Here is a 12,746-nt window from a genome sequence, read left to right as displayed (position 1 = left end):
TGGCGTCCCCAAGGGGATTCGAACCCCTGTTACCGCCGTGAAAGGGCAGTGTCCTAGGCCTCTAGACGATGGGGACCTTAGAACTTTTCTCATCATCAACCAACGTTGATGATGGTGGAGCTAGGCGGGATCGAACCGCCGACCTCTTGCATGCCATGCAAGCGCTCTCCCAGCTGAGCTATAGCCCCAAAATAAGAATCGCAGTTTAATGAGGCACCTTAAAGCTGTCAAGCAATTTTTGATAAATTGCTGTAAATCGTACTATCTGAAGCAGAAGCGACATTTTGAGTGAATTACATTGATGCTTACTGCTGGAAACCCCCTACTGTTTCCACAAACTTCCATTACTTCCACGAATGACTTACCGATACAGACGAGAAGTGCAACTGAATAAAGGCGTCATAAAACTGACACCTTCACTAAAGACAAATTAAGCCTGGGTGGCTTCAGCACGCTTTTTAACTGACTTTCGGTGCTGTTTCCAGTCACGATCTTTCGCAAAAACAAAACTAGCCGCTTCTTCAATAAAAAAACTGATATCGTCAATATTGGCCCAAGCACAATATGCGTTGATCATCTCAAAAGTTTCACTGCTGATTTCAGCTTTTATTTTTTCTTTCTTTTGCACGCGAGTGCCATTGATAATTGGCATTTAATCACCCCAAATGTTATTAAACGGAGTAGATATTAACAAATAAAATTATGCTTGCAAAGACAGGTTAATCCTGCTTCTGATCGCGGTTTATTTCATGAAAGCAAATAAATTTACACAGCGCGTATTATTAACTCAATTCTGATAATAAATTATAAATAGGATCTCAATGAGTGGCTTCGATACTTGATGCTGTTTTACAGCATCAAGCAACACGGGACTTAACCAGAGGTAATATTAATTAATTTCGTACTAAAAATTAGTGATCATAAAGGGTTTGGATATTTCAGGATAAAAAGTAGACCACATTTTATCGCAGAAAAAGAGGATATTTTTATGTTTATGTAAATGTGTTTTTAAATTACAGTCATAAGGAAACCAAGCAATATTCGCTAAAAAACCAAAGGCTGTTGCATCAATACTCGTGAGCTCTGTACCATGAAAATATTTCTTTTCACCGAGAACAGATGCTATTGCATCCAATGTTTTATATCCCATCTGTAATACTTCATCATAACTGTGTCGACCAGTACCTTGAAAATACAAGGCTCTCTGCATATTTTTTCGTATCATTCCTGGTAAAAAAAATTTTTTAAAAAACGATAAGTCCCCAAAAAAAGTATCTCGCAAAAGAGGCCATACAGCATCAACTTGCCAACGCATATAAAGCATGATCCAATATAATCGTTCAGAAAATACATCATCCAGAAGAGCTGATAATGCCTTTTGCTCAGTATTTAAATTTTTATCCAATACATCGCCAAATTTTCCCTTAAGATAATCAATAATTATCTCACTATCCGGAATTAATTTTTGGTCAATTTTAACAAAAGGCAACTTCCCCTTCGGACTTTTTCGTGGATCCCTAACAAACCTAATTTCGTAAGGAATTTCTGCCATACGCAAATAAGTTTCAATTTTCAAACAAAAAGGGCTTGCATTAGGCAAACCCCACATTCCAGGAAATTGGTATAAGGTAATCATGTTTGTTTATTCCTTTAGTAAAACCACAACGAGCATAATCTACTTAATAGACTTCTTTCGAAACTCGCTGCAGTGAGAGAGGAGCGAGGAGAAACCGTACGCAGAACCGCAGTGTACACACCAGTACATGAGGATTCGAGCACCGGATAGACCAAACGATACTCCAAGGCAGTCGAGTTTCTAAAGAAGTCATAGATAATAACTTGGTGACGGCGATTATACTCACGATATAATTCACTGTGAACAGACCTCTTACCAACTGGACTTTACGAAAAACGTCCCGGTCGAGGCAAAATTTGATTTTAACGCGGGAACTTAGCCTCACTGGCTGACCGAATTAAAATCAAAATTTAACGAAACGATCGGATTTTTGCATGAGTACTAATCAATAATCACTGGAGTTAACGAGATGAATCAATGTCCCTGCGGTTTACCAACTGATTACCTGGCTTGTTGCGGTTCCTACCTGGAGAAACAGGAAATAGCTAAAACACCGGAAGCATTAATGCGATCTCGTTATACTGCGTATAGCCAGGCCAGGGTTGATTACCTAAGAAAAACGATGCTGGGTAAACCCTTAGTGGGTTTTAATGACCAGGAGACAGCCCTGTGGGCAAAACGAGTAAAATGGTTGGGGCTGCAAGTTATTACCAGCTATCTAGATCCGAAGGACGAAAACACCGGTTTTGTAGAGTTTATTGCGAGATATATGGAAAAAAATTCCGTTAAAACTATTCATGAATTGAGTCAATTTCAACGTCATAATAGCTCTTGGTTTTATACCGACAGCCTGCCACCTAAAACAGGAAAATCCACTTTAAAGCAAAAAATATCCCGCAATGAACCTTGCCCGTGTGGAAGTCAAAAAAAATATAAAAATTGTCATGCAATTGCAAAGGATTAATTACCCATATTTCGATATACTAAAACAAAAAATATTTTAAAATATCAACAAGAAAATACCATGATTTTTATTGGTAATTTTTAAAATGAAAAGTCATTGTTTTTTTAGTTAAAACAAAGATATTATACAATGTTTAATTTCAATTTTTACCTGGTGATTTAGCGCCACCCTCTTCGCTTGAATCACCTTTATCCATCTTTTGATTATGCCCATTCTCAGTCTCTTTTATACCCTCACTTTCATCCTCATTTTCATGAAAAAAAGCCTCCCTTCGTTGCTTAGGTGTAAGCGCCAGTTTTTTGACTTCTCGTCTATTCGCTTCCTGCTCTTTTTCAAATACAACAGTAAAACTGTTCCGCAACGACTCGGAAGGTTTCAACATCCCCAAGTCCACCTCCGCGAGTAATCGATCATCACTCTCGGTTTGTTTGTCGACCTCTTCCCGACGCTTTTGTAATTCTTGCCGCTCCCGCATAATTTTTACGCCTATAAGTAAAGCAGCGACTGCAGTAATAACAGCAGCCAAGACTGTTACAATTAGAACAGCAGCTATTGGAACCCCTACTCCGGGAATCAGAAAAGCTAAGCCAGCAAAAGCAAGCGCAAAACCTGCAAAAGAAGCCGCGTAACCAGCCCCTTTCATCCATTTTTTTTCTGTTGACCATTGCTCGGCCAATAAGTCCTGATTTGCAATAAACGGCTCCACCTCAAATCCATCAATCTGGTTCTCCAGATGCCTTAATTCAACTAGCGTTTCAGCTGATATCTCACGATCACCTAGTGGTCTATTGTAAACTTCAGAGTAAAGATTGGCGCTCTCCTTGGAAAAATCTATCACTCCGTAACCTAGAACAGCCGCACCTACTACAAAACCAGGTACTACTAACAAGGGGAAGGCAAGACCTAAAACAGTTGCCGCCGCAACCAATAAAACCCCTAAACCCATCCATCCCAGATCGGTAAAAAGTTTTTTTCGATTGTTTGCGCCCTCCAAATAAGACAAGCGCAGCTCAGCGAGCAAACGACTATTCTTTTCAATTAATGCCAAAGAAGCGATGTTTGCTAAATCTTGATAAGACTCTTTAATGAATAATTCTTCAATCAATCCCTTTTTATAGGACTCAAAAGCAGCTGCTTTCTCCTGCGCTGTTAACTGGACTAATTTCTCCTGCCAATGGTTGTAATAGGGGTGGCTCTTGAACCAACGTGGCAAATCACCTAGAAAGTCTTTGCCAGTTTTTAACGAGACATTACGCAGGGCTCGATGGATATAATGAAAGAAACGGTAATCTTCCAAAGCCTGGTCAAAATCTCCCTCCAAAGCCAATTTCTCTTTTATAGTTGTCAGCAAACGGCTTAACCTGTTCTGATGCATAGTAAATGCATCGGTGGAATCAGCGTGCAACATGCCTTTAAGACTTTGCCCAGCAATATCGAGGATTCTCTTTTGCAGTTCTTGCGTTTGATCAGAATGATAATTCGCAGCTATATCCTGAGTCATTGCAACCAGTTGATCATGAATAATGAGTGCGGCAGTTAACTCTTGCTTCAATGCCTGTTGATTAAATTGGTCAATTTCTTCAGTTGAATTTTGTGTCATAACAGGACTCAAAAGGAAGTTCTGCGATGAGTATAGCTAGAATTATTTAAGCAGAACATTATACAAGAACCGCGTTTAATGAAATTAATTACACTCAATGACACAAAAATTCATTCTGCCTTGAAAAATAGACAGATACCACGAGAGAATGATCGCTGGTCAACTACTCTAAGGAGATACGATGCCAAATCCAACATCTTCACCCCACGATTCCCCTGCCTCTAGCCGTACCCTCAAAACGACTCCCAAGTTTCAAGTCCCTAGCTTAAAAACGTTAGCCGGGCAAGCCGTTAACCAACGCCATCTGTTCTTTGACTTACGTAATAAAGAGCTGCCTCCTGAAATCGTAACGCAGCATATCCAGCCAATCATTGATCAATTGGTCTCAGAACGTGAAAAAAATTATTTTCTCCAACTGGAGGAGCGGCAAGAAAAAATAGAGGAACTCAGTTCTGAACTTCAGCAACAAGGATGGTTCAGCAAATTATTAAGTTGGGCACTCGGACTTGGCTTAACGGGATTACATGTCGGGATTTATTTTATTCTAAGAGCCAATGATGATATTCCTGATCAAACTAAATTGGCATTTATAAGCTCTGTCCCAGCTTCATTCTTCGTTGGACTTTGTGCAGGAGCTTGTTGTCTAACGCGACCTTTAGCGTGGACTATTGCCTATTTTCAAACGCCTCGAATACCGACAAAGCAAGTAATTGATCTGAATGAGGAAGCAATGAAAGACTTCCCCACTCCTTAAATTACAATGTCGCTATTCGGCACTGGAAGCACGTACGCGAATACGCTGCAATGCTTGTTCCAAGCGTGTTAAAGTGCGTTGTCTACCCAACAGACTAAGGGTCATATCAATTGCCGGTGACATACTGCTGCCAGTTACTGCAACACGCAAAGGCTGAGCTATTTTCCCTAAATTCATATCAAATTCGGCACTCACGTCATTGATGCAGGTTTGTAAGGCATCCTTCTCCCAATTTTTTAACTCCTGCAAACGCAAATAGAGCGCTTCAAGCGGAGCCAAAACGACTGGACGCAGATGCTTCTTTACAGCTTCCTCATCATAGTCGATAGTATCCTGGTAAAAATAACGGCTCTTCTCACACATCTCTACCAGGGTTTTGCAACGTTCGGCCTGAGTAGGGACTAAATCAACCAAATTTGGCCCCTGGCTTAAATCGATACCTTGCTGAATAAAATGCCAACGTAAAGCCTCAGCAACCGTTTCTGCTGAATCACTCTTTTGGTAATGTTGGTTTAACCAATAAAGCTTATCGTAATTAAAACTGGATACACCGCGGCTGACGTTTTTTAAATCAAAGCTGGCAATCATTTCTGCAACACTAAAAATTTCCTGATCACCATTGGACCACCCCAGCCGAACCAGATAATTTAATAAAGCGTGCGGTAAAATACCCAACTCTTTAAATTGCAAAACACTCACTGCGCCATGCCGTTTTGATAAGCGTTTGCCATCGTCACCAAGAATCATTGGTAGATGCGCAAACACAGGTACTGGTGCATTTAAAGCCTTAAACAAATTAATTTGCCGCGGCGTATTGTTGATGTGATCATCACCACGAATAACATGAGTAATTTGCATATCCCAATCATCAATTACTACAGCAAAATTGTAGGTTGGATTGCCGTCGGAACGTACCAAAATCAAATCATCCAGCTCATTATTATCGACATGAATATCGCCATAAACTTGATCAGTAAATGAGACAATTCCCGTTTGAGGATTCTTAAAGCGTAATACATGGCTTCCGGTAGCAGGCAAATTTTTATCGCGGCAATGGCCATCATAACGTGGCTTTTCCTTGTTAGCGAGCTGCGTTTCGCGCAACGCTTCCAAGCGCTCTTTACTACAAACACAACAGTAAGCCTTCGCTTCATTCAATAATTGCTGGGCAATCTCTTGGTAACGCGCATAACGTTTCGTTTGGTAAAAGGGACCCTCGTTATAATCTAATCCTAACCACGCCATACCATCCAGAATTGCTTGCACAGACTCCTGCGTTGAACGCTCTTGATCTGTATCTTCAATACGCAATATAAATTCGCCATGATGACGTTTGGCATATAACCAGGAAAACAAGGCGGTACGTACACCACCCACATGTAAAAAACCGGTAGGACTTGGGGCAAAGCGGGTTCTCACTACCATCCAGATGCTCCGTTGTAAGCAATTAAACAATCGCGCTATAATAGCCCACTTTACCAGCAACGCAAAATAAACAAATGCGCTCTACGTCTTTGCCTTATACAGGAAAATCACTGTGCCCAACGTCTATCATTTGATTCACAACAGGTACTCTGCATGAAAAGACTCGGTATAAAATACCAATTACGAATTACTACGCTAATACCCGTCCTTTTGGTCGCCCTCCTGTTTGCAGTCTTTTACAATGGCCAATTTAACAAAGATTTGGAATTACATATGTCGCGTCTGGGCGAGGCTTATATCCGCCAACTTTTACCAGCCGCCCAATTTGCCATGATGCGCAATGATAATAGAACCTTACAAGGCTTAATTAATGCTTCCACAGTGAATCCCGAAATTAAAGCATTGGCTTTTTACGGTGCCCACGGTCAATTGTTAGCCTACCGGGGCGGCAAACATTCTATTCACAAACCGTTTAGACCACCTGAATTTACTGGCGACTATATCGAAAGAAAACAAATAAAACCCTACCTTATTAACTTTTTAGCGCCTGTTACTATTCCTAAATTTAATCTCTACTCAACTATCCCTTTTAAAATATCCAGCAACCCTATCGCCCCTCAAGCAGACGATATTTTAGGATGGCTGTCTATCGACATTGATACTCAATCCGTACTGATTAAACGTTATCAGATGTACATCATTACTATCTTTATCACGTTGCTGGGTTTGTTAATCAGCTTGACGATCCATTATTTTCTCTCAAAACGAATTTACCTTCCGATTTCTCGTTTACGCCGCAGTATGAAACAAATACTCAGCAATGAATTTGAAACACAGATAAAAGTATCAAGTCCCGGTGAACTAGGGATTATTGAGCAAGGTTGTGCCCATCTGCAAAAACAATACTTAAATAACGTCCACGAACTGAATCACCATATTGAAACGGCCACGGCAGATTTACAACAAAGCCTGGAATTGCTGGAAGAAAAGAATATTCAATTATCGCTAGAAAAAAAGAAATTTGAAGAGAAAAGCCGGCAAAAATCTGAATTTATTGCCAATATGAGTCACGAAATCCGCACACCGATGAATGGTGTCATTGGTTTTACCAATGTACTATTGGAAAGCAAGCTAGACAGCTTGCAATTAGATTATGTCAAAACAATTAAATCCTCTGCGCAAGATTTATTAGCGATTATTAATGACATATTGGATTATTCAAAAATGGATGCAGGCAAATTGCATTTAGATTGCATACCTCTCGATATCCGCGCTTGCATTGATGAGGTATTGGCACTAACGACCCCTAATGCGCATAAAAAAGGAATCGATCTCATTCCTGCCACTGAAATTAATGTTCCCAAAACAGTGCTCGGCGATCCTTTGCGGCTGAAGCAAATTATTACCAATCTAGTCAGTAACGCAGTCAAATTCACTGATCATGGCTATGTTCTTATTCGTACTTGTATTGAGCAGGAAAGCGATAAAGATTACACCTTATGCCTATCAGTCACTGATACCGGCATTGGCATTTCAACTGAAGATCAAGGCAAGTTGTTTCATGCCTTTAACCAGGCAGATACGACTATTACACGTCGTTTTGGTGGTTCAGGTTTGGGCTTGGTTATCTGCAAGAAACTCACTGAGGCCATGCAAGGGCGCATTTCACTGACCAGCGAACCCAATAAAGGTTCAACTTTTTCTGTACGAGTCAAACTGGAAAAACTGGCTGCTTATGAAGTTGAAAAACATCAAAGCCACCGGTTTGGCCACCTCAAAGTCCTTTGTTATGATGATAATCCTTTATATCTGGAAGCGATGTGCAATGGCCTGGGTTATTGGGGAATTGAGTGTGTGCGCATCAATACCTTTAATCAGCTTGAAAAGGCGTTTACTGAACACACTGATTGTTCTTTAGCGTTTATCAATGTGAATGAAGGTTGTGAAAAACAAGTCGCCCAAGTAATTCGTAAACAATCTATCGATTGTATTCTCGTCTCTAAATGGCTCATCCATGAACCTGAAGCCCTTGGCGCCAGGGCCTTTTTATTCAAACCCATTAGTATTCAAAAATTGCATGACATCCTTGAATCCCTTATTAACCAAGTTACTCAAGTCTCAACAGCCAATCAAGAGCTCGATCAATTGCGCTCCCAACTCCGCGTCGCACGCCCGGATATTTTAATCGCCGAAGATAATCCCGTTAATCGCATGTTGCTCAATTCGCTCTTAGGGGAGCATAGTAGTATTGAAACGGTCGATAATGGCGAAGAAGCAGTAACTGCCTGTCAAAGTAAACGATACAATGTGATCTTACTCGATCTGCAAATGCCCAAACTGAATGGACTCGATGCGGCACATCTTATCCGTCACAAATCAATGTTAAATAAGCAGACGCCAATTATTGTGATAAGTGCGAACAGTACTGAACTCAGTAACGAAAAGTTAAAAAAGGCAGGGGTTGATCTTTGTCTGCAAAAACCAATAGACGAAACACAATTACTTAACCATCTATTACGAATTATAAAAAAGGCAAAACCTTCCGCGATAGACTGGCAACTATGTGTACAAAAGGTCTCTGGTAATAAAGCCCTGGCCGAGGAATTTCTTGTCCGTTTTGTCGAGGAATTAAGAAAAAATCGCCAGGAATTTATTAAACTCATGCATGATAAAGATGTAAAAGGCCTGGAAAATGCCGCTCATAAATTGCATGGCGCTTGCTGCTTTTGTGGCGTTCCCCACCTGCAAATACAAGTCACTCGTTTGGAAAAACAAGCCAAGCAAGTGAAAAAAATAGACGAGTTAAAATCAGCCTTTGCAGAACTTATTCAAAGCATTGATGAAGTTATTGATGAATTTGACAATTTGTATCAAGCCAGTCCTTCTAAATGACTGTTTATCACGGAGAAATTATGTCGATTAAAAATGCAATTTATGCCCAATCAGGCGGGGTGACAGCGGTTATTAACGCTTCAGCTTGTGGTGTTATTCAAACAGCACGCCTTCATTCTGATAAAATAGCGAAAGTCTACGCGGCTCAAAATGGCATTATTGGAGCCCTCAATGAACAATTGATTGATACGTCTTTGGAAAGCGCTGAAGACATTGCAAAACTGATGCATACACCGTCAGGGGCTTTTGGCTCATGCCGTTATAAATTGAAAGATGATGGCGCTGAATATGCACGTTTGATTGATGTCTTTAAGGCACATAATATTGGTTATTTCTTTTACAATGGTGGCGGTGACTCGCAAGATACAGCTCATAAGATATCCAAATTAGGAAGCAGCATGGGCTATCCTATTACCTGTATCGGCATTCCCAAAACGGTGGATAACGATTTACCCTTCACCGATACTTGCCCCGGTTTTGGTTCAGTTGCAAAATATGTGGCAATTTCCACCATGGAAGCCGGTTTTGATGTCGCTTCCATGGCAGCCTCTTCAACTAAAGTGTTCATTCTTGAAGTGATGGGTCGTCATGCAGGATGGATCGCTGCTGCCAGTGGTTTGGCAGGCCAAAATGCTCAAGAGCCACCTCATATTATTCTATTTCCTGAAGTCCCTTTTGTTCAGCAAGCTTTCCTGAAGAAAGTGGACGATTGTGTAAAAAAATATGGATATTGTGTTGTTGTTGTTTCTGAAGGTATTCGGAATGAAGAAGGACAATTTTTAAGTGATGCCGGTTTACGGGATGCCTTTGGCCATGCGCAGTTAGGTGGCGTTGCTCCAGTGATTGCGCAGCTGGTAAAAACTGAACTCGGTTATAAATACCATTGGGCAGTTGCTGACTACCTGCAACGTGCGGCACGTCATATTGCCTCCCAAGTCGACCTTGAGCAAGCTTATGCCCTGGGTAAAGCAGCCGTTGAATTGGCTTTAAGCGGCCATAATGCCATTATGCCGATTATTAAACGCGAACAAGATTCACCCTATCGCTGGTCCATTGATCATGTCTCTCTGGCAGAGGTAGCCAATCAGGAAAAATCCATGCCGGCAGAATTTATTGGAGCAGATGGGATGAGTATTACTGAGGCTTGCCGCCGTTATTTAGCACCTCTCATTCAGGGTGAAGCTTATCCTCCTTATAAAAATGGCTTACCTGAGTATGTGCGTTTGAAAAATCAGTTAGTAGCGCAAAAACTTTAGGGATAAAAACCTGCCATCTTACCTGGATGATCACTGCATCCAGGTAAAAAATCCTATAATCATTTTTTATCAATGGGCTCTCTATACTTTGAGCTTTTATCGATAAATTTGCTTTCTCCCTTTTTGCTAATTATTATTTTAGATTCAGTATATAGCAAGGGAGTCTGCTTTATGCCGTTTAATCAACTGCCCAACCTTCCCACCGATGACGAACCACCTGCTTATGATTCCATCATAGAAACCTCTCAAGATATCGCTACCAAACAACAGGACGTTGTTAGAGCTGAAAATGAATTTCTAACTCAAGAAATTATTCTACTGCAACAAGAAATTAGACGATTAAATAGAGAACGAGACCAGCAAAAAAAACATATTGAATTAATAGAAGAACAACTTCGATTAGTTAATATAAGAGGGGAATATCAACAGACAAAAGTCACTGCCCTTGAAGAAAATAATAAACTGTTACAACGTAAAAATTCAGGGCTGGTAGAGTTATTGGAGGTATCCGTCAAGGAGCAAGAAGAGACGCTACAGTATGCAGAAGCCTTGGAATTATGTGGCGCCTCAATGAGTACCAGCTCAGAAGTGAATGATCTGCATCTTAAACTGCAAGAGTTGGAACAGAGTTTAGAAAGGCAGCGAGGGGAGGTTTCTGCAGAAATAGAAAAACAGATCAATGAAAAAACCCAACGCCTCCAAAAAGATATTCTGGATTTGTTTAATCAACTGCTAAATGGCGAAGTTTTTACCAACTTAGTCAGTGAGCTGGAAATAAAATTCATGGCTATCCTGCGTCATGAACAAGAGCGACTCCAGGCTGAATTAGCTGCACACATCCCAGTACAGGATGAGTTGATACAAGAGTATTTGGATGGCAAAACACAAAAGCTGGTTGACCTTAAAAAAATTCATAGCGATGAAAAAACAAGCTTATTTTATAACACCAGCTATATCGTATTATGGGCAAAAATTATTGGTGTCATTTCTATTTTTAGCCAATTAGTCGAGAAAAAAGCTGGGTTGGGAGAAAAAGCTGTCGAGCTATCTTCCTCCGTAGTTGGTAGTTTGCTCGGGAGTGTTCCTGTAGTCGGTTCTTTACTTGACACCATTGCATCTTTTACGCTGAAGGAAATAGGTAGCACTGTTTTGGGGCATTTTGAAGATAAAAGAACGCAAAATATTTTGGAGATATTACGCAATCCCGATCATGCAAAAAAAATGGCTGAATTATTTGCACGCTCCTTGACCCTATGTTATCAAGCAGAGATCCAAGCATGGGAACCAGATACAATTAAAAAGACAGCCACCATGTATAGTGATCAGGTGTTTGAGTTATCTATTGGCGGTAAAATAAAAGAATGTAAAGATGAATCCACAGAAAGCCAGGTCGCAACCTTTCTTGGAGCACTCCAGGAGGCTACACCCCGATCCAAATCTGCTGCCCATCCCCCAAAATCAGTCCATACGCAGGTCCGAGAAAGCACTCAAACCTTGCGCGGAAAATTCCAGAAAGCAGAATATCATACGGTACATGCCATTACTGCACTCAAATCGGAAGTCACAGCCTTAAGAAAAGAACAGGCACAACAAAATGACGCCCTGGAATCCTTAAAAATATTCACCTATGGTTTACAAGAACTAATCGCAGGGTTGTTAACCCCTTCCCCCGCAACAACCGTTAGTGAAGTATCTGACACGAAGCCTGCTGGCAGATCGGGTTTTTTTTCCATACTAGGCAACAACAAGGGGCCAGTCAAAGTCAATACGCCTAAAATTCCTAATCAACTAACAGGATAACGAGAACCCAGTTAGTTGAGAGTAAAGACTTTGCTGGTTTCTCAAAACGGGTTAACTGCGGCAACTCGCTGGACGGTACTTAGACGCCAAAGTTCCTGTATTACAAGTCCAGGTTAACTCACCAGTAGACTGGAGAGTCGGAACAAGTAATATAGTGCCGTCGCCTGCCTTTGGAGTGTAAGTGATAGTAATCACACCCTTAGCCCCTATAGTAATTGACTTAACATTCGGAGTGGGGGCAGGACTCGTATAACCCGTTGCTTCCTGAGTAGCAGGCAAAGCATGATCAGACGAGGTTGTTTCAGCGACAGCACTCTTTGCTGTAGAAGCTAAATTTAAACCCTCTACGACCCGAGCTTTCATTAGGTGATCCTGATAAGCAGGAACTGCAAGAGAGATGAGAATCCCTAAAATAGCTATGACGATCATCAACTCAATAAGAGTGAAACCCTTTTGTTTCATACCCTGCTCCTTAACCC

The 12,746-nt window shown here is 40.9% G+C and carries 10 protein-coding genes and 2 tRNA genes; 5 read left to right on the top strand and 7 right to left on the bottom strand.

Annotated elements, in window-relative coordinates:
- From ACN4Z1_RS03795 to ACN4Z1_RS03780, 4 genes are all read right to left on the bottom strand, one after another.
- A tRNA-Glu gene (locus ACN4Z1_RS03795) sits at positions 1-76 on the bottom strand.
- Positions 77-112: 36 nt separating this feature from the next.
- Positions 113-188 (bottom strand) — tRNA-Ala (locus ACN4Z1_RS03790).
- A gap of 242 nt (positions 189-430) precedes the next feature.
- Positions 431-652 (bottom strand): hypothetical protein, encoded by a 222-nt coding sequence (locus tag ACN4Z1_RS03785; RefSeq protein ID WP_115220692.1) that lies wholly within the window; start codon positions 650-652, stop codon positions 431-433.
- A gap of 252 nt (positions 653-904) precedes the next feature.
- Positions 905-1,609 (bottom strand): glutathione S-transferase family protein, encoded by a 705-nt coding sequence (locus ACN4Z1_RS03780; protein WP_228364063.1) that lies wholly within the window; start codon positions 1,607-1,609, stop codon positions 905-907.
- Between the two features lie 436 nt (positions 1,610-2,045).
- On the opposite strand from ACN4Z1_RS03780, the gene ACN4Z1_RS03775 reads away from it, so the two are divergent.
- On the top strand, positions 2,046-2,540 hold the full coding sequence (locus ACN4Z1_RS03775) for a YchJ family protein (protein WP_228363185.1): 495 nt from the start codon (positions 2,046-2,048) through the stop codon (positions 2,538-2,540).
- A gap of 139 nt (positions 2,541-2,679) precedes the next feature.
- Here the strand turns inward: ACN4Z1_RS03775 and ACN4Z1_RS03770 are convergent, their stop codons facing one another.
- Positions 2,680-4,140 (bottom strand): phage holin family protein, encoded by a 1,461-nt coding sequence (locus ACN4Z1_RS03770; protein WP_228363186.1) that lies wholly within the window; start codon positions 4,138-4,140, stop codon positions 2,680-2,682.
- Positions 4,141-4,321: 181 nt separating this feature from the next.
- Here ACN4Z1_RS03770 and ACN4Z1_RS03765 point away from each other — a divergent pair, with 181 nt between their 5' ends.
- Positions 4,322-4,894 (top strand): hypothetical protein, encoded by a 573-nt coding sequence (locus tag ACN4Z1_RS03765; RefSeq protein ID WP_228363187.1) that lies wholly within the window; start codon positions 4,322-4,324, stop codon positions 4,892-4,894.
- Between the two features lie 12 nt (positions 4,895-4,906).
- On the opposite strand, the gene gltX is transcribed toward ACN4Z1_RS03765, so the two are convergent.
- A complete protein-coding gene (gene gltX / locus ACN4Z1_RS03760; RefSeq protein ID WP_228363188.1) occupies positions 4,907-6,319 on the bottom strand; it encodes a glutamate--tRNA ligase in 1,413 nt (470 codons plus the stop codon).
- A 153-nt stretch (positions 6,320-6,472) separates the two neighbouring features.
- On the opposite strand from gltX, the gene letS reads away from it, so the two are divergent.
- The 3 genes from letS to ACN4Z1_RS03745 all read left to right on the top strand — a co-directional run bounded on the left by letS (position 6,473) and on the right by ACN4Z1_RS03745 (position 12,267).
- Entirely contained in the window at positions 6,473-9,211 is a 2,739-nt protein-coding gene (gene letS / locus ACN4Z1_RS03755) for a two-component system sensor histidine kinase LetS (RefSeq protein WP_115220685.1), read from the top strand.
- A gap of 20 nt (positions 9,212-9,231) precedes the next feature.
- Positions 9,232-10,467 carry a 6-phosphofructokinase gene (locus ACN4Z1_RS03750; protein WP_115220684.1) on the top strand — a complete coding sequence of 412 codons (1,236 nt, stop codon included), beginning with the start codon at positions 9,232-9,234 and terminating at the stop codon, positions 10,465-10,467.
- A 171-nt stretch (positions 10,468-10,638) separates the two neighbouring features.
- Positions 10,639-12,267 (top strand): hypothetical protein, encoded by a 1,629-nt coding sequence (locus ACN4Z1_RS03745; protein ID WP_228363189.1) that lies wholly within the window; start codon positions 10,639-10,641, stop codon positions 12,265-12,267.
- Positions 12,268-12,318: 51 nt separating this feature from the next.
- On the opposite strand, the gene ACN4Z1_RS03740 is transcribed toward ACN4Z1_RS03745, so the two are convergent.
- On the bottom strand, positions 12,319-12,729 hold the full coding sequence (locus ACN4Z1_RS03740) for a pilin (RefSeq protein WP_115220682.1): 411 nt from the start codon (positions 12,727-12,729) through the stop codon (positions 12,319-12,321).
- Positions 12,730-12,746: the final 17 nt, after the last annotated feature.

The sequence above is a fragment of the Legionella sp. ST3F1 genome (assembly GCF_048553315.1).
In the GTDB taxonomy this organism is placed as follows: domain Bacteria; phylum Pseudomonadota; class Gammaproteobacteria; order Legionellales; family Legionellaceae; genus Tatlockia; species Tatlockia donaldsonii.
The sequence above is the reverse complement of the archived record's forward strand: the minus strand, read 5'-3'. Positions and strand labels throughout refer to the sequence as shown.

Coding starts and splice junctions, on each gene's coding strand:
- ACN4Z1_RS03785 (WP_115220692.1), bottom strand. CDS start 652: ATGCCAATTATCAATGGCACTCGCGTGCAAAAGAAAGAAAAAATAAAA.
- letS (WP_115220685.1), top strand. CDS start 6,473: ATGAAAAGACTCGGTATAAAATACCAATTACGAATTACTACGCTAATA.
- ACN4Z1_RS03765 (WP_228363187.1), top strand. CDS start 4,322: ATGCCAAATCCAACATCTTCACCCCACGATTCCCCTGCCTCTAGCCGT.
- ACN4Z1_RS03775 (WP_228363185.1), top strand. CDS start 2,046: ATGAATCAATGTCCCTGCGGTTTACCAACTGATTACCTGGCTTGTTGC.
- gltX (WP_228363188.1), bottom strand. CDS start 6,319: ATGGTAGTGAGAACCCGCTTTGCCCCAAGTCCTACCGGTTTTTTACAT.
- ACN4Z1_RS03740 (WP_115220682.1), bottom strand. CDS start 12,729: ATGAAACAAAAGGGTTTCACTCTTATTGAGTTGATGATCGTCATAGCT.
- ACN4Z1_RS03745 (WP_228363189.1), top strand. CDS start 10,639: ATGCCGTTTAATCAACTGCCCAACCTTCCCACCGATGACGAACCACCT.
- ACN4Z1_RS03770 (WP_228363186.1), bottom strand. CDS start 4,140: ATGACACAAAATTCAACTGAAGAAATTGACCAATTTAATCAACAGGCA.
- ACN4Z1_RS03780 (WP_228364063.1), bottom strand. CDS start 1,609: ATGTGGGGTTTGCCTAATGCAAGCCCTTTTTGTTTGAAAATTGAAACT.
- ACN4Z1_RS03750 (WP_115220684.1), top strand. CDS start 9,232: ATGTCGATTAAAAATGCAATTTATGCCCAATCAGGCGGGGTGACAGCG.